The 22,071-nt window shown below is 66.1% G+C and carries 20 protein-coding genes; 13 read left to right on the top strand and 7 right to left on the bottom strand.

The genetic code is table 11. The annotated features are described in order from the left end of the window. Nucleotides 1–310 precede the first annotated feature (310 nt). The 6 genes from AB0J29_RS20865 to kstR form a co-directional block, all read right to left on the bottom strand. Complete coding sequence (locus AB0J29_RS20865) at nt 311–1,483, bottom strand: acyl-CoA dehydrogenase family protein (protein ID WP_364788446.1); 1,173 nt, start codon at nt 1,481–1,483, stop codon at nt 311–313. A 292-nt stretch (nt 1,484–1,775) separates the two neighbouring features. Continuing rightward, complete coding sequence (locus tag AB0J29_RS20870) at nt 1,776–2,645, bottom strand: metal ABC transporter permease (RefSeq protein ID WP_364788449.1); 870 nt, start codon at nt 2,643–2,645, stop codon at nt 1,776–1,778. Then, a complete protein-coding gene (locus tag AB0J29_RS20875; protein WP_364788751.1) occupies nt 2,642–3,544 on the bottom strand; it encodes an ATP-binding cassette domain-containing protein in 903 nt (300 codons plus the stop codon). The genes AB0J29_RS20870 and AB0J29_RS20875 overlap by 4 nt, the downstream gene beginning before the upstream one ends. A 53-nt stretch (nt 3,545–3,597) precedes the next feature. Beyond that, on the bottom strand, nt 3,598–4,479 hold the full coding sequence (locus tag AB0J29_RS20880) for a zinc ABC transporter substrate-binding protein (protein ID WP_364788452.1): 882 nt from the start codon (nt 4,477–4,479) through the stop codon (nt 3,598–3,600). Nucleotides 4,480–4,671: 192 nt separating this feature from the next. Further along, the gene (gene otsB, locus AB0J29_RS20885) at nt 4,672–7,242 is read right to left on the bottom strand and encodes a trehalose-phosphatase (protein ID WP_364788456.1); all 2,571 of its coding nucleotides are present in this window, start codon (nt 7,240–7,242) and stop codon (nt 4,672–4,674) included. 276 nt (nt 7,243–7,518) lie between these two features. Then, nucleotides 7,519–8,178: a cholesterol catabolism transcriptional regulator KstR gene (gene kstR / locus AB0J29_RS20890; protein ID WP_364788460.1), complete on the bottom strand. Its 660-nt coding sequence runs from the start codon at nt 8,176–8,178 to the stop codon at nt 7,519–7,521. Between the two features lie 150 nt (nt 8,179–8,328). Between kstR and AB0J29_RS20895 the strand changes: the two genes are divergently transcribed. Genes AB0J29_RS20895 through AB0J29_RS20925 form a run of 7 tightly spaced genes read left to right on the top strand, consistent with a single transcriptional unit; the run spans nt 8,329 to nt 15,840 of the window. Beyond that, entirely contained in the window at nt 8,329–10,548 is a 2,220-nt protein-coding gene (locus AB0J29_RS20895) for an acyl-CoA dehydrogenase (protein ID WP_364788463.1), read from the top strand. Nucleotides 10,549–10,573: 25 nt separating this feature from the next. Beyond that, nucleotides 10,574–11,638, top strand: coding sequence for an acyl-CoA dehydrogenase family protein (locus AB0J29_RS20900; RefSeq protein WP_364788466.1), 1,065 nt, complete (start codon nt 10,574–10,576; stop codon nt 11,636–11,638). Beyond that, entirely contained in the window at nt 11,623–12,783 is a 1,161-nt protein-coding gene (locus tag AB0J29_RS20905) for an acyl-CoA dehydrogenase family protein (RefSeq protein ID WP_364788469.1), read from the top strand. The genes AB0J29_RS20900 and AB0J29_RS20905 overlap by 16 nt, the downstream gene beginning before the upstream one ends. A 59-nt stretch (nt 12,784–12,842) precedes the next feature. After that, entirely contained in the window at nt 12,843–13,760 is a 918-nt protein-coding gene (locus AB0J29_RS20910) for an OB-fold domain-containing protein (RefSeq protein WP_364788754.1), read from the top strand. After that, a complete protein-coding gene (locus tag AB0J29_RS20915; protein WP_364788472.1) occupies nt 13,757–14,167 on the top strand; it encodes a MaoC family dehydratase in 411 nt (136 codons plus the stop codon). Before AB0J29_RS20910 ends, AB0J29_RS20915 begins: the two co-directional genes overlap by 4 nt. Continuing rightward, nucleotides 14,167–15,354 (top strand): lipid-transfer protein, encoded by a 1,188-nt coding sequence (locus tag AB0J29_RS20920; RefSeq protein ID WP_364788757.1) that lies wholly within the window; start codon nt 14,167–14,169, stop codon nt 15,352–15,354. The genes AB0J29_RS20915 and AB0J29_RS20920 overlap by 1 nt, the downstream gene beginning before the upstream one ends. Before the next feature lie 45 nt (nt 15,355–15,399). Continuing rightward, nucleotides 15,400–15,840 carry an NUDIX domain-containing protein gene (locus AB0J29_RS20925; RefSeq protein ID WP_364788475.1) on the top strand — a complete coding sequence of 147 codons (441 nt, stop codon included), beginning with the start codon at nt 15,400–15,402 and terminating at the stop codon, nt 15,838–15,840. Between the two features lie 65 nt (nt 15,841–15,905). On the opposite strand, the gene AB0J29_RS20930 is transcribed toward AB0J29_RS20925, so the two are convergent. Then, nucleotides 15,906–16,508 (bottom strand): TetR family transcriptional regulator, encoded by a 603-nt coding sequence (locus AB0J29_RS20930; protein ID WP_364788477.1) that lies wholly within the window; start codon nt 16,506–16,508, stop codon nt 15,906–15,908. A gap of 40 nt (nt 16,509–16,548) precedes the next feature. On the opposite strand from AB0J29_RS20930, the gene zapE reads away from it, so the two are divergent. From zapE to AB0J29_RS20960, 6 genes are all read left to right on the top strand, one after another. Further along, nucleotides 16,549–17,502, top strand: a complete 954-nt coding sequence (zapE, locus tag AB0J29_RS20935; protein ID WP_364788480.1) for a cell division protein ZapE — start codon at nt 16,549–16,551, stop codon at nt 17,500–17,502. 156 nt (nt 17,503–17,658) lie between these two features. Then, a complete protein-coding gene (locus tag AB0J29_RS20940; protein WP_364788483.1) occupies nt 17,659–18,576 on the top strand; it encodes a DUF4129 domain-containing protein in 918 nt (305 codons plus the stop codon). After that, nucleotides 18,573–19,070 (top strand): hypothetical protein, encoded by a 498-nt coding sequence (locus tag AB0J29_RS20945; RefSeq protein ID WP_364788486.1) that lies wholly within the window; start codon nt 18,573–18,575, stop codon nt 19,068–19,070. Before AB0J29_RS20940 ends, AB0J29_RS20945 begins: the two co-directional genes overlap by 4 nt. Nucleotides 19,071–19,218: 148 nt before the next feature. After that, nucleotides 19,219–20,181 carry a MoxR family ATPase gene (locus AB0J29_RS20950; RefSeq protein WP_364788489.1) on the top strand — a complete coding sequence of 321 codons (963 nt, stop codon included), beginning with the start codon at nt 19,219–19,221 and terminating at the stop codon, nt 20,179–20,181. A gap of 109 nt (nt 20,182–20,290) precedes the next feature. Beyond that, complete coding sequence (locus AB0J29_RS20955; RefSeq protein WP_364788760.1) at nt 20,291–21,577, top strand: DUF58 domain-containing protein; 1,287 nt, start codon at nt 20,291–20,293, stop codon at nt 21,575–21,577. Beyond that, entirely contained in the window at nt 21,574–22,032 is a 459-nt protein-coding gene (locus tag AB0J29_RS20960) for a hypothetical protein (RefSeq protein WP_364788492.1), read from the top strand. Before AB0J29_RS20955 ends, AB0J29_RS20960 begins: the two co-directional genes overlap by 4 nt. Nucleotides 22,033–22,071 lie beyond the last annotated feature (39 nt).

Genomic DNA, 22,071 nt, shown 5'->3' on the forward strand with positions numbered 1-22,071 from the left:
GTGGGGGGCGTTGAGGGCGGGTCGTTCGGCACTTGGTGCACGCGCGTCGAGACTTGCGCGTGTGGTGCATGTGCTTCGACGGCTCGGATGCGAGATGGGCCGCGAACGGGTCGCTCGTATGACTCGCTCCGTGGGGGGCGTTGAGGGCGGGTCGTTCGGCACTTGGTGCACGCGCGTCGAGACTTGCGCGTGTGGTGCATGTGCTTCGACGGCTCGGATGCGAGACGGGCCGCGAACGTCGCTCGTAAGGCTCGCTCCGTGGTGGTCGTCTGTCGCGGTGCGTGCCTGTTCGATCGCTGTGCTGACTATCTCAGGCCCGCAGTACATGGCGGCCGATGGCGTACTTGTGCACCTCGGTCGGGCCGTCGTAGAGGCGGAAGGCGCGCATGTCGCGGAAGATCATTTCGACGACTGTCTCATCGCTGATGCCGATGCCGCCGAGCACCTGTACGCAGCGGTCGGCGACCTTGAACAGTTCCTCGGAGACGTATGCCTTCGCGATCGAGCTCTCGTGCCTGGCCTTCGCACCCTGGTCCATCAGCCAGCAGGCGTGCCAGATGGTGAGGCGGCATTGGTGCAGTGCGATCTCGTTATCGGCCAGCATGAACGAAACGCCCTCGTGGTCGCCGATCGGCTTGCCGAAGGCGGTACGGGTCTTGGCGTATTCGACCGCGATGGACTGCGCGCGTTCGGCCGCGCCGAGCCAGCGCATGCAGTGGGTGAGTCGGGCCGGGGCCAGTCGCAGTTGGGCGTAGCGCAGCGCCTGACCAGTCTCGCCGAGCAGCGCATCCTTGGGCAGTACCAGATTCTCGAAGCGCACCACGCCGTGACCGCCGACGTAGTTGCGGTCCATGGTGTTCATGGTGCGTTCGATAATGATGCCGGGCTGGTCGCCCTCGGTGAGGAACAGCGTCGGACCCGCGGGCACCTGCGGATTCGGTGCGACGCGCGCCATGATGATCCAGGTCTTCGCGCCGTCCGCGCCGGTGATGAGCCATTTGCGGCCGTTGATGGTGAAGTTCTCGCCGTCGAAGACGGCCTCGGTGGCCAGCTGGTTCGGATCCGAACCCGCGCCGCCCGGTTCGGTCATGGCGAAGACGGTGCGGCGGTGTCCGGCGACCGCGGGGGCGAGGTGACGCTCGATCTGCTCCGGGTTGGCGATCTTGGAGAGCAGGAACATATTGCCCTCGTCCGGTGCGGCGCAGTTCATGGCTACCGGACCGAGGGTGGACCAGCCCGCCGCCTCGTAGATCACGGCCTGTTCGATATGGGTGAGGCCGCGTCCACCGAGGGCCTTCGGGGCCTGCACGGTCAGCAGTTCTTCCGCGCGGGCCAGCTCGACGAGTTCCTGGCGCAGTTCGTCGCTGGGGCCGTGCGAAGTGAGTCGCGGGTCGCGCTCGAAGGGGACGATCTTATCGATGACGAACTGTCGGACCCGGTCGCGTTCGGCGGCGAGTTCGGCGGGAATCGTGAAGTCGATCATTGGTCACCATTCTTCCGATGGGGCGCGTGGGTCGAGCATACGAAACTCGGGTGTTCGACTGAAGGCGACTGCCATCAAACATGGGGTATCAACGGCTGGAGCCCGGCTGACCATGCTGCCGTTCGCGCCGATGATGTCGCTGCTGATCGAGCCGGACAAACGCACCGACTACCTGGACTGTTACAGCCCGATGCGCCCCAAGAACCGTGTGTTGCGGCGCGTCGTCTCAGCGATGCTCTGGTCGGGTATCTGCCCTGAGCGCCCCGGAGCCGAACAATCGACGGGGTGGGATTCAGTGGGTGCGGGCGGCTTGGCGGCGCCGGGGGCCGAGGATGCGGCAGAGCAGGTATATCAGGAAGGAGATGGTGGTGACGAAGGTGGAGACCGGGACGCCGGGGGCGAGAGATAACAAGATGCCGCCTACTGCGGCCGTTTCTGCGAATAGGACGGCGAGCACCGTGGCGCGCACTGGATTCGCGGTCAGCTGTGCTGCTGCGGCGGCGGGGGTGATGAGCAGTGCGAGGACCAGTAGGGCGCCGACGATCTGTACACCGAAGGCGGCGGTTATGCCGAGCATGACTGCGAATACCACCGAAAGCGCGCGTACCGGAACCCCGCGCGCGAGTGCGACTTCGGGGTCCGAACTTGCGAAAAGCAGTGGGCGGTAGACCATCGCGAGCACGGCGAGTACCAATACGGTGCAGGTCAGCAGGAGGGCGAGGCCGTTATAGCCGACGCTGACCACCTGACCGGTCAGCAGCGAGAATTTCGAACCGGCGCGTTCGGGGCCGAGCCATAGGAACAACACCGATAGGCCGAGTCCGAAGGACAGCACCACAGCGATCACCGAATCGCGTTCTCTGGCTTTGGTGCCGAGCAGGCCGAACAGCACCGCCGCCACCACCGAGCCGACGATCGCGCCGAGCCCGACACCGATTCCGGCGAGCAGCGCGGCGGCGGCACCGGTCAGCGAGAGCTCGCTGGTGCCGTGCACCGCGAACGACATCTGCCTGCTGATGATCAATGGCCCGATCACACCGGCCATCAGTCCGAGTAGCGCGGCCGCGAGCACCGCCTGCTGGACGAAGGAATAGGAGAGCAGGTCCGCGGTGGTGGTGAAGTCGAACATCTTCGATCCGACATCGGACAGCTTGTCGATCACGAACGGACCCCACTCGATTCGGGCAGCTCATCGGAAAGCGTTGCGCCGTGACAGTGCTGGGCTCCGGCAGCACCGAGGGCGTCCATGGTGTCACCGGTGCCGACGACGACCAGCCGTCCGCGCACCCGCAGCACGTCGACCTCGGTCTGGTACAGCTCAGAGAGCACCGCTGAGGTCATCACCTCGTCGGGCGTGCCGATCCGGAACTTCCCGTCGACCAGATACAGCACCCGGTCCACCAGCGGCAGAATGGGATTGATCTCGTGCGTCACGAAAAGCACTGCGGTGTCATGGGTTCGCGTGCGTCGATCGATCAGCTCCGACACCAGCCGCTGATTGGCCAGATCGAGGCTCAATAGCGGTTCATCGCAGAGCAGCACCTTGGGATCGCCGACCAGCGCCTGCGCGACCCGAAGCCGTTGCTGTTCACCACCGGACATGGATTCCAATGGGGCGTAAGCGAATTTCTCGGCGCCCACATCGGCAATGGCGGCGCGGACCCTGCGTTTGCGCTCGGCGCGGTGCCGCAGGCCGAGGCCCCAGCGGTGCCCGTCGACGCCGAGTCCGACCAGATCGACCCCGCGTAACTGCACACCGGCATCGATCGTCTTCTGTTGCGGCACATAGCCGATATCGGGATTGCCGGCCCGTGCGGGCCCGCCCGCGATATCGGCGGTGCCAGAGCTGAGCGCGAGCTGACCGAGCAGCACCCGTAGCAGCGAGGTCTTACCGGATCCGTTCGGCCCGAGCACCGCGACGAATTCACCGGGCGCGATCTCGAGATCCAGCCCCTGCCAGAGCGTGCGTTCGGCGAATGCCAGGCTGGCGGAGTCGAGCTTCACGGCGGCGGAGCGTGTCTCGGAGCGCCGCTCGACCTCGTCGGTGAGTCCGGCTCCCATGGTCTCACCCGGCACCCGGCTACCACTCCTCATCGAATCGTCTCATCACGCGATCAAGCCAGCGCCGCGGCCAGCGCCTGGGCGTTCTTGGTCTGCCACTGAATGTAATCGACACCGCTGGGCAGCGTTTCGGTTACCTCGACGATAGATACGCCATTCGACTGCGCGAGCGTCCGCAAATCCTTGGTGATCTTGTCCTCGGTCTGGATGTTGTAGATCAGTGCGCGGACCTTTTTGCTGGTCAGCAGATCCTGGGTGGCGGCGACGGCAGCGGGAGCCGGATCGGTCTCCTGCTCGATCGCCTCCTGGAATTCGTGCGGGGTCAGATCCTGGGTGCCGGCGGCGACCAGCAGGTAGTGCGCCAGCGGTTCGGTCTGTAGTACCGGCGTCTTGGGGTGTGCACCGGCGATCTTTGTGGCGATTTCGGTGATAGTGCCCAGTTGACTCTTGAATGCGGCGGCGCGGTCGGTGTAGGCGGCGGCGTGCGCGGAGTCGATTTCGCCGAGTGCGCTCGCGATCCGATCGGCGACCGTGCTCACTGTGGCAATGTCGTAGAAGACGTGCTCGTTTTCATCGCTCTTGTCGGTGCGGGATTCGAATGCGTCGACGGTGCGCTTGTCCTTGCCCTGGATCGCCTTCTCGATGAACTCGTCGTAGCCGCCGCCATTGAAGACGATCAGATCGGCGTCGCTGATCTTCGCCGATTCCACCGCCGAAGTCTCATGCGAATGTGGATCGGCGGCGGGATCGGCGATCAGCGCGGTCACCGTGGCGTCCGGGCCCGCGATGGTTGCGGCGATATTGCCCCAGACACTGGTGGCCGCGACGACGTTCGGCTTATCCGAATGCTTGGAACTACCGCAAGCAGTGAGAGCCACGGCCGTGGCCACCCCCACGGCGATACCGGCGAATCTGATGGCAATCCGTGTGCTCACGCGCGGGGTACTCCTGGTAAAGCGGCAGATCTGAGCTTGCTCTAGATCATAATGGAAATCGTTACCATTTGAACTGTAGCAGGAGCCCGCGCTCGGCACGAGTCGACGGTTCCCGCATCACCTCGCCGCCGGATACGGACCAGGCCCGCGCACCGATCGGTGCGCGGGCCCGGAACTCCGGTGGCGGTCGGCTCAGACGAACGCTTCCACCGGCTTACCCAACAGCTGTGCACAGCGCAGCAGGCCGAGATGGCTGTAGGCCTGTGGATGATTGCCGAGCGAGCGTTCGGCGACCGGGTCGTACTCCTCGCTGAGCAGACCCGTCGGTCCGGCGACATCGATCAATTGCGCGAACAGCGCCTCGGCGTCCGAGCGCTTACCGATCAGCAGATACGCCTCGACCAACCAGGCCGCGCACAGGTGGAAGCCGCCCTCGCCACCGGGCAGGCCGTCGTCGTGATGGTACCGGTACACCGTCGAACCGCTGCGCAGCTCTGCCTCGGTGGCCACGACCGTCGCAGCGAATCGCGGATCCGACGGTTCGATCAGTCCGCTGAGGCCGATGTGCAGCGTGGCCGCGTCCAGATCGGTGCCGTCGTAGGCGGCGGTGTAGGACTGGACGTCATCGTTCCAGCCCTTGGTCTTCACCTCGTCGGCGATGGTGTCGCGCAACATGATCCAGGTCGGATCGATCTGACGCTGGAACCGCTGCGCCAAGGTGATCGCCCGGTCCACGGTCAGCCAGCCCATCACCTTCGAGTACACGTGGTGGCGCGGGTTGCCGCGGATTTCCCAGATGCCGTGGTCGGGTTCGTGCCAGCGCCGCTGCACCGCGGCGACCATGGCGTGCACCAGTTCCCAGTCGGCGTCCGGCAGCGCCTTGGCCGGATCGGTCAACCCCTTCGCCTCGCGGCCGTGCGCCAGCGATGCGATCAGATCGACGATCGGACCGAAAACATCGAGCTGCACTTGCATATTCGCGGCATTGCCGACGCGGACCGGCCGTGAACCCGCATAGCCCGGCAGCTGATCGATCGATGCCTCCGGCGGCAGGGTTTCGCCGTAGAGCGTGTACAGCGGGTGCAGTCGCTCCGGGCCGGGCAGCGTCTCCAGAACCCGATGCACCCAGCCGAGGAATTCCTCGGCCTCGGTCAGCGAGCCGAGCGAAACCAATGCCTGCGCGGTCAGCGAGGCATCTCGCAGCCAGCAATAGCGGTAGTCCCAGTTACGTACGCCGCCAATATCTTCCGGCAGCGAGGTGGTGGCGGCGGCCAGGATGGAACCCGACGGCGCGTGCACCAATCCGCGCAGTGTGAGTGCCGAACGCTTCATCAGATCCGGCTTCAGCGGCGGCAGGTTCAATGTGGCCGCCCACTTCGACCAGTAGTGCTCGGCATCCCGGCGTCGCTCCGGCTCGCTGCTCATGGCGGGCGCGAGATCCTGAGTGCCGCAGCGCATTTCCAGCACGATCGGGCCACGGGACGGATCGATGACGGCGCGCGCGGAGCTGTGCATACCGTCGGACTGGATCTCCCAGTGCACACCGGGGGAGCGCAGCACCATCGGATCGTTGGTGCCGAGCACGCGCAATCCGGCCGGTTCGCATTCGATGCTGACCGGTACCTGGCCGAATTCCGGTCGGGGCGCGAAGGTGACGACCGCCTTCGCATCGCCGGTGATAACCCGGGTCAGGTCGGTGCGGTTCGGGGCCACATCGTGCGGCAGGTAATCCACCACTTGCAAACTGGCCCAGCGGGTTTCGACGGTCATGGTGCCGTCGATATAGCGCTGTGAGAGCGGCAGGCCGGGACGTTCCGGTTGGATGGTGAAATGGCCGGCCTGCGGTCCGCCGAGCAGATGGGCGAAGACCGCGGCCGAATCCGGCTCGGGATGGCAGAACCAGGTGACGGTCGCGTCGGGCGTGAGCAGTGCCACCGAACGCGGACTGGCCAGCATGCTCAGCCGCTCGATGCGCGGGGCGCTCGCGCCGGCCAACCAGGTGCGTCGCTCCTCGAGCAGGTAGGCCAGCGCCCAGGACACGGCCTCGGTGCTGGCCACCCGGTATTTGGCCAGGCTCTCCCCCTCGCCGACCTTGATGCCGACATCGGGGCCGGACAGCATGCGGAAGGCCTTCTCGTCGGTGACATCGTCGCCGAAGAACACCGCGGCCGACGCGCCCTCCTGATGCCGGACGGTATTGAGCGCGACGCCCTTGTCGGTCTGGATCACCGCGAGTTCGATCACCGATTTACCCTCGGTCACCTGCACGCCGACCCAGCAGGCCGGACCCTGCCGCACCGTCATCAGTGCGCGCAGCCCGATTTCCGGACTCGCATTGCGTACATGCAGCGCGACGCTGGCCGGTTTGATCTCGACGCTGGCGCCGGGATTTTCCGCGGCGATCCGTGACAGACTCGTCTGCACTTCGACCAGCAGCTGTTTGGCGTCATTGTCGATGGCGTGCACGAAACCCACGTCGAATTCCGAACCATGACTACCGATGAGTTGCACTTCGACCGGAAGTCGCGACAATGCCGCGAGATCTCGCAGGGCACGGCCGGAGATCACGGCGGCCGTCGTTCCGGTGAGACCGGCGAGCGCGCGTAACGCGCTAACCGATTCTCGATGTGGAAAAGCTTTCGTCGGGTCGGACACGATGGGGGCGATTGTCCCGTCGTAGTCCGATGCGACCAAAAGTCGTGGCACTCGCGCGACCGTCGACAGTGCACGGCGAAGTTCCAGTGGCAGATCCTGTGCGCTCACGCATCCAACCTCGTGATCGGAGGAGTTTTTTTCAGGGGCACGCGTGACAATACTTTGTTGAATTTGCCGCACTGAAGTGCGCCGTGTCGCGTGCGAATGATTGCGGACGCGTCCAGCCGCCCGCTGCCGGATCTGCCCAGTTGACGCATCCTCGACCCGACCGCCGACGTGTGCAGGCTCACGTCGGCGGATCCGATCGACGCTGTCCGACCGGCCGGGCTGATCTGCCGGGCACGAGCTGGCCGGTGGCAGCCGCCGACCTCGTCGAATGGCCTGCTAACTGCCACTGCTGCCGAGCAGTAGATCCACGGTGAGCTCCAGTCGCGCGGTCACATCGGTGGCCGAGGCGCGCCTGGTCAGCCAGGCCACCAGATTCGACAACCAGACATCGCTTATCACCCGCGCGATCGCCAACTGGTGTTCGGTGGGCTCGCCGTCGTTCATGGCCCTGGCGAACACCCGGTCCATCACCTTGCCGACCCGGTCGACCTCGGCGGCGGCCGAGGCGTCGGCGAACATGAACGCGCGCGTCATCGCCTCGGTGAGCAAGGGGTCGCGCTGCATCATCCGGGTGATCTGGGTCAGCAGCAGATGCATGCGCTCGTTCGGCGTCTGGCCGGCAAGCGGTTTGCGTTTGCCCTCGATCTGCTCGAATTCCCGCGACAGCGCGGAAACGAGCAGATGCACCTTGGACGGGAAATACCGGTAGAGCGTGCCGACCGCGACGTCGGCGCGTTCGGCGACCGCGCGCATCTGCACGGCGTCGTAACCGCCCTTGGAGGCCAGTGCGAGCGTCGCGTCCAGGATTCGTTTACGCCGTTCCCGCTGCGCGGCCGAGCTGAGTTCGTCCTCGCTCAGTGTCGTGACTGTCGCAGTAGTCGATGCTCGCCCGGCCGCATTCGAATCGGTTGGCTGCGATCGGGACGGGCTGGCCATTGATCAGAGTCCTTTCCTGCACTATCGGGTTTCGCGTCGGCTGCGTGCGCATTCCGGCAACGGGCATCAGTCGTCTCTTGACTTCCGCCCAGCTAGGATATTAGAACATGTTCTAGGTGTGGGAGTCACGCCGGAAAGGCGGTATGGACTGTGACCATCGCCACCACTGACGAGCATAAAGCCGTTCAGGAGTCGATGCGCGGATGGGCTGGATCGGTACGTCCGATTGCAACAATGCGGGACGAACCGGCCGACTTCTGGCGCGCATATTGGCCGGCCTTGGCGGACTTCGGAATTTTCCGGGTCGCGATTGCCGAAGCCGCCGGTGGCCACGGCGGATCGGTCGCCGACCTCGCGGTATTGGTCGAGCAGGCGGCACACGATCTGGTGGGTGGGCCGGTGCTGTCCACCGCATTGGCGAACCTGGTCACCGCGGGCGCGCTTGCCGAGGATATGCCGTGCGGTGTCGCGCTCGACTTCGTTGTCGACGAGGCCGAGCACCCGCGCGGCGAAAGAGCGAGCGTACCGGGCGCATCCGAGGAGTTGTTGCTCACGGGTGTCTGGGAATCGGTACTCGGCGCGGCGCCGGGGACCTCGGTGCTGTTGCCGGTGCGGACGCCGGATGGGTTGCGCTGGTGCGTAATCGGACCCGATGCCGAAGGTCTGCGCATCGAGGCGCTGGCATCCGCCGACCCGAGCACGCCACTGGCGCGGGTGCGCTGCGCCGAGGTGCGGGTGCCCGCGGAGCGGGTGTTCGAGTCGCCGCACGCGGTGGAAGATCTTCTCGCGGTACTGGTTTCGGCCGAACTCGCCGGGGTGGCCGGTTGGTGTCTGGAGACCGCCGTCGAATATGCCAAGGTACGTGAGCAATTCGGCCGCAAGATCGGCTCTTTCCAAGCCCTCAAACACATTTGCGCGTGGATGCTCTGCCGGACGGAGCTGATCCGTTCCGTCGCGGCCGATGCCGCGGCCGCCGTCGACGAGGGCGGTGCGGAACTGCCCATCGCGGCCGCCATCGCCGCCGCGATATCGCTGGATGCCGCGGTCGAGACCGCCAAGGACTGCATTCAGGTGCTCGGCGGCATCGGTTTCACCTGGGAGCACGATGCGCACTTCTATCTGCGCCGGGCCACCGCACTGCGGCAACTGCTGGGTGGATCGGCGCGCTGGCGCGCCAGGGTCACCGAGCTGACCAGGGCCGGGCAGCGGCGGACCACCGGTGCGGACCGGGTCTTCGCTTCCGCGGAGCGGGCCCACGGAGGGGGCAGTGAGCGTCGCCAATCGGAAACGGCCGGTGTCGGGGCCGACGACAGCAATGTGAACGAACTGGCCGCCGAGGTGGCCGCGATCGCCGCGCTGCCGGTCGATCAGCGGCGCGATGCGTTGGTCGACGCCGGGCTCGCCATGCCGCACTGGCCCGCACCGTACGGGCGCGGCGCGAACCCCATGACGGGCCTGGTGATTTCGGAGGAACTGCGCCGCGCGGGCCTGAAGTTGCCGGATCTGGCGATCGGCGGCTGGGCCATCCCGACCCTGCTCCAGCACGGCACGCAGCAGCAAATCGATCGGTTCGCGTGGCCGACGCTGCGCGGCGAGGTTGTCTGGTGCCAGCTGTTCAGTGAGCCGGAGGCCGGTTCGGATCTGGCCGCGCTGCGCACCACCGCCAAGAAGGTCGACGGCGGCTGGGTGCTGAGCGGACAGAAGGTGTGGACGTCGCTCGGCGATACCGCGAATTGGGCGATCTGCCTGGCCCGCACCGATCCGGACGCACCGAAACATCGCGGCATCAGCTACTTCCTCGTCGATATGCACAGTGCCGGACTCGAAGTGCGTCCGCTGGTGCAGATCACCGGGGAGGCGCACTTCAGCGAGGTCTTCCTCGACGATGTCTTCGTACCCGACGACTGTCTGGTCGGCGCGCTGAACAACGGCTGGAAGATCGCCCGCTCGACCCTGTCGACCGAACGCGTCGCCATGGGCGGCAACGGAATCGGACCGGTGCTGGAGGAGCTCATCGCCAAACTGCCCGCCACCGGGCCCGGCGCGGAGCTTGTGAACGATCGGCTCGGCGGCTTCATCGCCAATGCGATCGCTGGACTGTTGCTGGAACAGCGTGCCGCGGTTCGGATGCTGGCGGGCGGCGATCCGGGAGCGCAGAGCAGTGTGCGCAAGCTCGTCGGTGTCCGGCACCGCCAGGCGGTTGCCGAATTCGCGATGGAGACGGCAGGTCCTACCGGTGCGCAGGACTCGGAAGTGGTAAAGGAGTTCCTGCTCACGCGCTGTTTGTCGATTGCTGGTGGAACCGAGCAGATTTTGTTGACCGTGGCCGGTGAGCGAATCCTCGGACTGCCTCGCGATGCCGACAGCTAGTCGAAGAACCAACTGGGAGTAAAGCGTGGACTTCACCCGAGACGAGGGCCAGGATGCTGTGGCCGAAGTCGTTGTGAGTTTGCTGGAGCGTGAACCGGCACGCGATATCGAGCTGTGGCCGAGTCTGGTCGAGACCGGACTGCTGTCGCTGGCGCTACCGGAGCGGTTCGGCGGTGACGACATGGGGCTGCCGGAGGTCTCGGTTCTGCTGACCGAATTGGCCACTGATGCGGTGGCGGTGCCGGCCCTGCCGACCCTCGGCTTCGGGCTGCTGCCGCTGCTGGCCGCATTGCCGGACAGTGTCGCCGATCGGGTCTATCCGGAGGTCGCCAAGGGCGCGGTGCTCACCGCCGCGCTCAGCGAGCGGGCGAATCCGTTCGTGGTCAAGCCGGAGACCACCGCGGTTTCCGATGGCGACACCGTGCGCATCACCGGCCACAAGGTGGCGGTGCCTTATGCGGAGCAGGCGCGCTGGTTATTGATTCCGACGAATTCCGGTATCGCACTGGTCGATTCGGGGTCGGCCGGGCTCACCGTGACGCCGTCACCGGCCTCCGGCGGGATTCCGGAATATACGGTGCGCCTGGACCAGGTCGCGATTCCGGCCGAGCAACTGTTGCCCGGCGGCATCGGTGAACTGCATCGGTTGGCCATCGCCTCGATCGGCGCGACCGCGGACGGACTGCTCAAAGGTGCGCTTGCGCTCACGGCCGTGCATCTGCGGACCCGCCGTCAGTTCAATCGGCCGCTCGCCGAATTCCAGGCCGTCGCACAGCAGATCGCCGATGTGTACGTCGTTTCGCGGACCCTGCACGCGGCCGCCGTTTCGGCGAACTGGGCACTGGCACAGTCCGATTCGACGCCGCGGCATCAGGAGCGCATCGATGACGACCTCGATGTGCTCGCCTACACCGTGGCATCGGAACTGCCCGCCGCCATGCAGAAATGCCATCACCTGCACGGCGGCCTCGGGGTCGATGTGACCCATCCGATGCACCGCTACTACTCACAGGCCAAGGACCTCGCCCGCTGGCTCGGCGGCGAATCGTTCCGACTTGATCGATTGGGGGCCAGATGTTCATCGATCTGACCGCGGAGCAGCGCAAGCTGCGCGATGAATTGCGTACCTACTTCGCCGATCTCGTGACTCCCGAAGAAGAGGCCGAGATGGCGATCAACCGGCACGGTGACGCCTATCGCGCGGTGGTGCGCCGGATGGGGGCAGACGGTTGGCTCGGGGTCGGTTGGCCGAAGGAGTTCGGCGGCCAGGGTTTCGGCCCGATGGAGCAGCAGATCTTCTTCAATGAGGCGGTGCGCGCGGATGTTCCGCTGCCGCTGGTGACATTGTTGACGGTCGGCCCGACGCTGCAGAGCTTCGGCACCGATGAGCAGAAGGCGAAATTCCTGCCCGGAATCCTTTCCGGCGATATCCATTTCGCGATCGGCTACTCCGAACCCGAGGCTGGCACCGACCTCGCCGCACTGCGCACGAGTGCGGTGCGCGACGCGTCCGGCGACTGGATCGTCAACGGGCAGAAGATCTTCACCACCGGTGCGCACGAGGCCGACTATGTCTGGCTGGCCTGCCGTACGGGCTCGGTCGAATCGCGGCACCGGGGCATCACGATCCTGATCGTGGACACCAAGGATCCCGGCTACTCCTGGACCCCGATCATCACCTGCGATGGTGCGCATCACACCAATGCCACCTATTTCGACAATGTCCGGGTGCCCGCGAGCATGCTGGTGGGCGAGGAGAACAAGGGGTGGCGGCTGATCACCACCCAGCTCAATCACGAGCGGGTGAGCCTCGGTCCATCCGGCAAGATCGAACAGCTCTACGACCGGGTGCGCGAATGGGCCCAGGCGCGGGGTGTGCTCGCCGAGGCCGATGTGCGCCGCGCACTCGGGCGCTTGCATGCCATGGGTCGGCTCAACGAACTGTTGAACTGGCAGGTCGCGGCGACCGTCGACGGTGACCAGGCCACCGTGATCGCCGATGCCTCGGCCACCAAGGTGTACTCCACCGAATCGCTACAGGAGGCCGGTCGGCTGGCCGAAGAGATCGTCGGGCATTACGGCGATCCGGCCGATCCGGACACCGCCGAACTGCTGAGCTGGCTGGACCGCAGAACCAAACAGAATCTGGTGGTGACCTTCGGCGGCGGCGTCAATGAGGTGATGCGCGAACTGGTCGCCTCCTCCGGGCTGAAACTGCCCCGGGTACCTCGATGAATCCCGCGATACGCCACGACAAGGAGCCGCGCGTGCCGGAAACCATGACTCCGGAAGCGATTACCGACGCCGCCGAGAAGATCAGCGCGGCGGGTGATTGCGCGCCACGCCTCGGGCGTGATCCGGTGAACCAGCCGATGATCAACAACTGGGTGGAGGCGCTCGGGGACCGCAATCCGATCTACGTCGACGAGGATGCCGCCCGCGCCGCCGGACATCCCGGCACCGTGGCCCCACCGGCCATGGCGCAGGTGTGGACCATGTTCGGGCTCAATGGTTCGCGTCCGGCCGATGATCCGATGGCGCAGGTCACCGAACTGCTCGACAGCGCGGGCTACACCTCCGTGGTCGCCACCGACTGTCAGCAGACCTATCACCGGTATGTGAATGTCGGCGAGCAGATCTCGGTGACGAGCAGGCTGTCCGAGATTCGCGGCCCGAAGAAGACCGCGCTCGGTGAGGGGTGGTTCGTCACCTTCCAGACCAGCTGGCACGTCGGCGACGAGGTCGTCGCCGAAATGCTGTTCCGGCTGCTGAAATTCGCACCTGGGACCGGCACCGCCACCGCGCCGAAGGTGCCCGCGGGCGAACGGGTCAAACCGCTTGTCTCCTGGGATACCGAATTCTTCTGGGAGGGCACCAAGGTCGGGGAGTTGCGGATCCAGCGGCTGCCCGACGGCACGCTGCGGCATCCGCCGATTCCGGCGCTGTGGCAGGACAAGTCGGAGCAGACCGACTATGTCGTCGCCTCCGGGCGGGGTGAGGTGTTCAGTTACGTCGTGCATCACGCGCCGAAAGTGCCCGGGCGGCAGCTGCCTTTCGTGGTCGCGCTGGTCGAATTGGAAGAGGGTGTGCGGATGCTCGGGGAACTGCGCGGCATCGATCCGGCCGAGGTGAAGATCGGTCTGCCGGTGCAGGTGGAGTTCGAGAAGCTCGATGACGAGGCCGTACTGCCGGTCTGGCAGGTGATCGCATGACCTACGTCGAACCGGCCACGATCGAGGTCGGCACCGCACTGCCCGAGCTGGTCATCACCGCCGATCCCACCTTCGTGATCAGTACTGCCCTGGCTACCAGGGACTTTCAGGATGTGCACCACGACAGGGACAAGGCGGTCGCCCGCGGTTCCAAGGACATCTTCGTCAATATCCTCACCGATACCGGGCTGGTGCAGCGCTTCGTCACCGACTGGGCCGGACCGCGCGCCATCGTCAAATCGGTCGCGCTGCGCTTGGGCGTGCCGCTGTATGCCGGTGACACCCTGACCCTTTCCGGCACCGTCGCCGCGATCCAGGGCGATGACATCCATATCGATATCGTCGGCCGCGACAGCCTCGGTGACCACATCACGGCGAAAGCCGTTATCGCACTGCGGAGGCCATGATGACCGCTGACAGCAACACCGGGCTTTCCGGCCGCGCCGCCATTGTCGGCATCGGCGCCACCGACTTCTCCAAGGACTCCGGCCGCAGCGAATTGCGTTTGGCCGCCGAGGCGGTCACCGCGGCGCTCGCCGACGCGGGCCTCACCCCGGCCGATGTCGATGGCCTGACCACCTTCACCATGGATACCAACACCCAGGCGGCCGTGGCACGTGCCGTCGGTATCCCGCAGCTGAAGTTCTTCAGCCACATCGGATATGGCGGCGGCGCGGCCTGCGCCACCATCCAGCAGGCCGCCATGGCGGTCGCGACCGGCGTGGCCGATGTCGTTGTCGCCTACCGTGCCTTCAACGAGCGTTCGGTCTCGCGCTTCGGCCAATTCTCCACGGCGTTGGCCACCGCGCCCACTTCATCGGGCATCGATGCGGGCTGGTCCTATCCACAGGGGCTCGGGACACCGGCCGCGCAGGTGGCCATGGTGGCCCGCAGGTATATGCACGTCTACGGCGCGACGAGCGCGGACTTCGGTCGCGTCGCCGTCGCCGACCGCAAACATGCCGCGGTGAATCCGGCCGCCTTCTTCTACGGCAAGCCGATCACCCTGGAAGACCATCAGAATTCGCGCTGGATCGCCGAACCGCTGCATCTGCTCGACTGCTGCCAGGAATCCGACGGTGGTATCGCGATCGTGGTCACCAGTGTCGAGCGGGCCCGGGATCTGCCGCAGCGTCCGGCGGTAATCGCCGCCGCCGCACAGGGTTCCGGTGCGGACCAATATGTCATGACGAGCTACTACCGCGATGCTCTCACCGGTTTGCCGGAGATGGGGCTGGTCGGCGATCAGCTCTGGGAACAGAGTGGTTTGCGACCAGAGGATATGCAGGCCGCCATCCTCTACGACCACTTCACCCCGTTCGTCCTCATGCAATTGGAGGAACTCGGTTTCTGTGGCCGCGGCGAGGCCAAGGATTTCATTGCCGACGGCGCCATCGAAATCGGCGGACGCCTGCCGCTCAATACCCACGGCGGCCAGCTCGGCGAGGCCTATATCCACGGTATGAACGGGATCGCCGAGGCGGTCCGGCAGATCCGCGGTACTTCCGTAAACCCGGTGGCGAATCTGGAGAATATCTTGGTCACCGCGGGCACGGGCGTCCCGACCTCGGGGTTGGTACTCAGCGCCAACTGACCGCCCCGGCGTAGGTTGGACCTGCGCGGGAGCGGAGGGAATCCGATGGCTGAGCGACATCTTGTCGACGTACATATCTTGCTGGTACGCGACGGTGAGCTGTTGCTCAGCAGGCGGCGCAGCGCGGACGAGTTCGACGGGTTGTGGCATCTGCCCGCGGGGAAGTTGGAGTCCGGCGAGTCCGCCACCGCCGCTGCCGCGCGTGAGGCGGGGGAGGAGATCGGGGTTGTCATCGACCCGGCGGATCTGCGGCTGATTCATACCGCCCATGTGATCGGCTCCGGGCGGGAAGCCCGGCTCGGGCTGTTCTTCCACGCGCTGCGTTGGGCCGGTGAGCCGGTGAATCGCGAGCCCGATAAGAGCTATGGGCTGCACTGGTTTTCGCTCGATGCGCTGCCGGAAGAGTCGCTGATCCGGTATTCCGCCACCGGAATCCGTGGGTTTACGACGGGTACGCCTTATAGCGAGTTGGGCTGGGCGAAGTAGCTCCGGGGTTTGCGACGGGCAGGCCCTCCCGCGCGCGTGTGGCTGAGCGTGGTAACACCTGGGGTCTACGGGGTGAGCTGGCGGGACAACACAGCCGCAAGCTGGTCGATACTGTCCTGAGTACCTGCCGGAACATGCGCCCGCGCGCCCGCGAATCTATCGAAGACCACGCCATCGAGCACCGCGACGAAGTCCGCGGCGGCCGCATCGGGCTCGGGAAAACCCAATGCCTGGAAGAGATCTCGTGCCCGCTCGGTCGAGAACAGGCTGTGTGCCAGCCGCCGGTGCAATTCGGGGTCGACGAGCGGATCGATGATCAGCGCATGCCGGACGATCAGGTGATTGCGCCGGTCGACGAGTAGCCGGTCGAGCCAGCTGGCAATGCCCCGCGCGACGGCTTCAGGGGCGATGAGTGCCGTCGGGGCGAGCTGGGCGGCGGTGAAGTCGTCGCGGGAGCGGGTGGCGATCCGGTCCGCGATCGCCTCGATGAGCGCGCGTTTGGTGCGGAAGTAATAGGAGGCCGACCCGCCGGGCAGTTCGAGAGCGGTATCGAGAGCGCGGTGGGTGAGCGCTCGAATGCCCTGGGTGGCAATCATATCGATGGCGGCGTCGACGAGGGCCGCGCGGCGGTCGGTTGTGGACATCATCACCTTCTCTGGCGGTCGCATCTCCTGATCCTCTACAACTGTAGAGGATCAGGAGGGTGTCATGAAAGACGATGTCACGCTGGATGCCGACCAACTACGGGCTCGAGCGCGCTTGCTCGAACTGCTCGGCCGGCACGGCAGGCCGATAAAACGGCATCGCGGCATCTACCTGCACGGCCGACCCGGTCGCGGCAAAACGATGCTGATGGACCACTTCTTCGCGGGCCTGGCGTCGAACCGTAAGCGCCGCTTCCACTTCCACAGCTTCTTCGCCCAATTACACACCGCGGCACATGAATCCGGCTCCATCGATAAAGCCATCGACAACCTGCTCGGCCGGGCCGAACTGGTCTGCTTCGACGAATTCCACGTGCACGATATCGGCGACGCCATGCTGATCGCCCGCATGCTCGACGCCCTGTTCACCCGCCGCATCGTGCTGGTGGTGACCTCGAACTACTCGCCGGAGCAGCTGCTGCCGAACCCGCTGTTCCATGACCGCTTCCTCCCGACCATCGCGCGCATCCGCACGCATCTGGAAATCGTGGCGGTCGACGGCCCACTCGACTACCGCACCCGCGCCGCGCACGGCGGCACCGGCTTCGCCGCCGGGTGTTACCGAATCGACGACGTGCGAGACGTCGAGACCGCAGAGGTTGTTCTCGCGGGCACCCGCGAGATCCAGGCCAGCGCCGTCGACGGCTCCGCCGTCACCTTCGACTTCGCGGCGCTGTGCGGCACCGCCACCGCCGCCGCGGACTACGTCGAACTCGCCCGCCGCTTTCGCCGCTGGACCGTGCGCAACGTCCCACCCCTGCGCGAGGTCCCACCCGACTGGGCCATGCGCTTGGTCAATCTGGTCGACGTGCTCTACGACGCCGATCTCGAACTCACCCTCGCGGCCCGCACTTCACTATCCGACCTGGTGGCCGGTGTCCCCGCCATCCCCGACCTGGCCCGGACCGCTAGCCGCCTGAGCGAACTCCGTCAGCCCGAATCCGCCGTGCTCCGCTAGCAGCGCATCGCCCGATACTGGTCGGTAAGAAGAGGCGAGCCGAAGTATTCGATTTCATCCCGAGCGGACCACTCGGCATGCAACTATGTGCCTGTTCAGAGCTGTACTCGGATGTGGTGGTAGCAGGTGGCCAGTGCGGGAGCGCCGATATCGCGCGTGATAGTGCTGATCACGCTGCTGGCGTGTGCCGCGATCGCGCTGCGCGGCCACATTCCCGGGGCCGATGATTCCGGCGATCACCGCACCGTGCCATCGGCGATTTCGGTGGCGCTGATGCCGGTGCTGCTCACCGTATCGATGGTGATCCTGATCGCCGGGGTGATAGCCAGCCAACATCGACTGCCGCTGGCCATGCCGGAGGCAGATCGTGACGCTGAGCACAGGCCGGGACTGCTCGGCCGCACCGGCCTACTGGTGCTGGGCGCGCTGGCGGTCGTTTCCTTGATCATCGCGGCGGCATCGGCGATCTTCTTCGTCGGGTTCCGCCGCGAGGGTGAACCGGCATCGTCGTCGGCGCCGCGCGAAACCACCACCCACACCCCGCAGGAAGTCGTCACCAGCCCCGCGACCCCCGATAGCGCACCCACGCAGCATCTCACCGGTACGGCACTGCTGGTGGCCAGCATCGCCGCCATCGCATTGGTCGGCGTGGCATTGGTTGGGCTGATCGTGGTCGCGGTGGCCGGACAGCGCAAGCCGCGCGCCGTGCCGGTTCCGGTGCCCCCGGCCGTTCCGACGGTCGTTGGCTCGCTGGCCAGAGCGGCCGAGATGGGCCTGGCCGCCATGAATATGCCCGGCCAGGATCCGCGCGAGGCCATCATCGCCTGTTATGTCGCGATGGAACGCGGGTTGTCCTTCGATCGCGCGGCCGCACCACTGGCTTCGGATACCCCGATGGAGGTGCTGGCCAGGGCTTTCGAGCGCGGCGCGTTGCACGACGCGTCGGCCCGCGAGTTGGTCGCGCTGTTCGAGGAGGCCAGGTTCAGTCCGCATTCGATGCTGGAATGGCAGCGGATGCGGGCCGAACAACTGCTGCGTATCGTGCTCGCCGATCTGCAAGGGGAGATGATTTGAACCGCGCGATCGTGATCGGTGCGCTGATCCTCGTGGTGCTGATCGAGCTCGTCACTCTCGGCGAGGCCCGCGACGCACTGCTCATCGCCGCCGGAGTTCCGGTGGCGCTGGCCATGATTCCGCTCATCTGGTCGTTGACCGGCCGGTCGGCTGCCACGAGAACCGATGCCGGATCGGACGAAATCGACAACGGCCCCGTGGAGATGCTGCGGCAGTGGCATGCCAGAGCGGAGATACTGGCCGATCGCGCGGACGGCAGCAGAGCCGACTGGGATCGGCATCTGCGTCCGCTGCTGGCCAAGGAGTTCGAGTTGTCCACCGGCCTGCGGGTCGCCAAGAACCGCAAGGCGACCGAGGCCGCCGGAATAGTGCAATTCGGCCCGGAGCTGTGGCGCTGGGTCGATCCGGCCAACTCGGCGCTGCGGGATCAGACGACTCCCGCACCCGGGCGGGCGGCGCTGGACGAGATACTGCGCCGCCTGCAGAAGATGTGACCCCGGCATGAGCGAGCGGAGCGAGCGAACAATGAACACAGCCGGTCAGGCCCGGAGGAGGCAGCTTGCGTAACCACGTAGGGCCCCGTTCATGCCATATCGAGTGCAGTCTCAGAAGAATGGGTTTCAGGCGAGTGCGAGTAGACATATGACGATTCCGATGGACACGACCATCCAGCGCAGCGACGCGGTGCTCCGGGAGCTGTCCCGGGTAATCGTCGGCAAGCGGGATGAGTTGCAGCTGATCATGATCGCCGTACTCTCCGGCGGTCACATTCTGATCGAGGATCTGCCCGGACTCGGCAAGACGCTCATCGCCAGGTCTTTCGCCGCCGCGCTCGGCCTGGAATTCACCCGCGTGCAATTCACGCCCGACCTGCTCCCCGCCGACCTGCTCGGCTCCACCATCTACGACATGTCCTCGGGCCGCTTCAATTTCCGGCGCGGACCGGTCTTCACCAATGTGCTGCTGGCCGACGAGATCAACCGGACCCCGCCGAAGACCCAGGCGGCGCTGCTGGAGGCGATGGCCGAGGGCCAGGTCAGCATCGACGGCGAAACCTTCCAGCTGCCACAGCCTTTCATCGTGCTCGCCACCGATAACCCGATCGAATACGAGGGCACCTATCCGTTGCCGGAGGCGCAGCTGGACCGGTTCGCGATGCAGCTGCGGCTGGGCTATCTGTCGGAGGACGACGAACGTCAGATGATCCGCCGCCGCTTGGAGCGCGGTTCGGCGACACCGCAGGTGGGGCAGGTGGTGGACGCGAACGGCCTGCTCGAGATGCGCCAGTCCGTCGAATTCGTCACGGTGCATCCGGATGTGGTCAGCTATGTGGTCACGCTGGCCGGCGCGACGCGTGCGCATCCGCAGGTGGAGGTGGGTGCGAGTCCGCGCGCCGAACTCGATCTGGTGCAGATGTCGCGGGCGCGGGCGCTGCTGCTCGGGCGCGATTATGTGATCCCCGAAGATGTCAAGGCGCTCGCGGTTGCGGCCATGGCACACCGCATTACCCTGCGTCCCGAGATGTGGGTGCGCCGGATCCGCGGCGAGGACGTGATCACCGAACTGCTGCGCCGGCTGCCGGTGCCGCGCGCGTCGGTGACATGACCCGGTGAGACAGGCCATGACCGCGCCGGATACTGATTCCGCTCCCGCCATCCAGGGGATCGCGGCGAACGATGCCGCGCCGGCGCGACCGCCGACCCGGGACGAGCCGATGGCCGGCGGGGCGCGGCATCGGGATGTGAGTGCCGCCGTCGAGACCGAATTGCGCTGGCGTCCCGCACCATTGGTATTCATGCTCGCGGTGAGCGCGGCCGTGGCGCTGGTGCTCGCGGTGCTGCTCGGCCGCTGGCAGTTGGTCGTCTTCGCGGCGCCGCTGCTCGGTGTGCTCGCCACCGCGCCGTGGCAGCAGTCCAGGACGCGGATCCAGGTGGACGGCGGCGGCACGCTGCGCTGTTTCGAGACGGAGGAGGTCGTGACGACGGTCGCCGCCTTCGTAGAATCCGGTCACGCGTTGCTTCGGTTGCAGCCGGAGAAGGTCGCGGGACTCGGGATCGACATCGAGGAGGCGATCGATTCCGGGACGGCGCCCGCCGGGCTGCGGTTGGCTCTGACGGCGGACCGCTGGGGTCGCTATCCGCTGTCGGTGCGGGTCACCGCGTTGAGCCCGGCGGGACTGTCCGTGGCGTCGGCGGTGCTGCCCGCGGGCCAACTGTTCGTCTACCCGATCACCGATCCGCAGCGAATGAAGTTGCCGCGCACCGAACTTCCCGAACGGCTCGGCACCCACCTCACCCGCAAGCACGGGCCGGGTGTGGAGTACGCCGGTATCCGCGCCTACGCGCCCGGTGACCAGCTCCGCATCGTGAACTGGCCGGTGAGTGCGCGACGCGGGCGACTGTATGTCACCGAGCGGCTGACCAACCGATCCGCGGATGTGGTCGTGCTGGTGGATACTTCGCAGCAGGCGCCGGGCCCGGCGACCGATTCGCTCGAGCTGTCGGTGCGCGGTGCGGCGCAGGTGGTGCAGTCGACGCTGCAGGCCGGGGATCGTACCGCGGTGGTCTGCCTCGGCCAGTCCCCGCGCTGGCTGCGTCCGGATATCGGGCGACGGCAGTTCTATCGGATCGTGGATACCGTGCTCGATGTCGGCGATGCGCATTTTCCGACCACCGGCACCCTGGCGCCGCATGCGGCCGTCCCGCTCGGTGCGATCATCGTCGCATTCTCCACACTGCTGGATACCCAGTTCGCGCTCGCGCTGATCGATCTGCGCAAGCGCGGACATGCGGTCGTGGTCGTCGATGTCTTGCGCGGCACGCCCTTCCACGAACATCTCGATCCGACCCTGGCTCGGATGTGGAATCTGGAGCGGGCCTCGATGTATCGGGATATGGGAACCGTCGGCGTCGATATCGTGGCCTGGACCGAAGACGCGCGACTCGATCAGGTTATGCGATTGATCCCGGATCATCGCCGAACCGTAAGGGTGCGCCGATGATTCGATTCCTCGCCATATTGTCCGGGGCGCTGCTGGTTACCGCGGTGACATTGGTGACGCCATGGGCGGGAATTCCGGCGGTGGCATTGGTGGTGGCGGGCTGGTGGTTCCGGCTGCCCGCGGTCGCCGCGGTACTTCTCGCGGTCGGGGTGCTCGCCGCGGCCGACACGGGTGTACTCGCCGCAGCCGCAACGGGTTTGGTGGCCACGGCTTATCTGCTGAATACCGCGACGGTGTCCGCTCCGGTCGGTGTTGTGCCGACCACGGTGCCCTCCGTCATCGGTGCGATGGCATTCGCCGCCGCGGCTGTCGGTGCGGCGCTGCTTCCCTTGCGCTTGGCATGGGTTCCGATCGCCGCCCCGATCCTGGTGATCCTGCTGTATGCACTGGTAATCCAGGGCATCGCGATCAAGCGGGTACGTGATAGCGACGAGACCGCTCGACTGGGCGCATAAAGCGGCCTGGGGCTTTCGTGATACCACGAAAATGTGGTG

This window comes from Nocardia sp. NPDC049707 (genome assembly GCF_040674855.1).
GTDB lineage: Bacteria > Actinomycetota > Actinomycetes > Mycobacteriales > Mycobacteriaceae > Nocardia.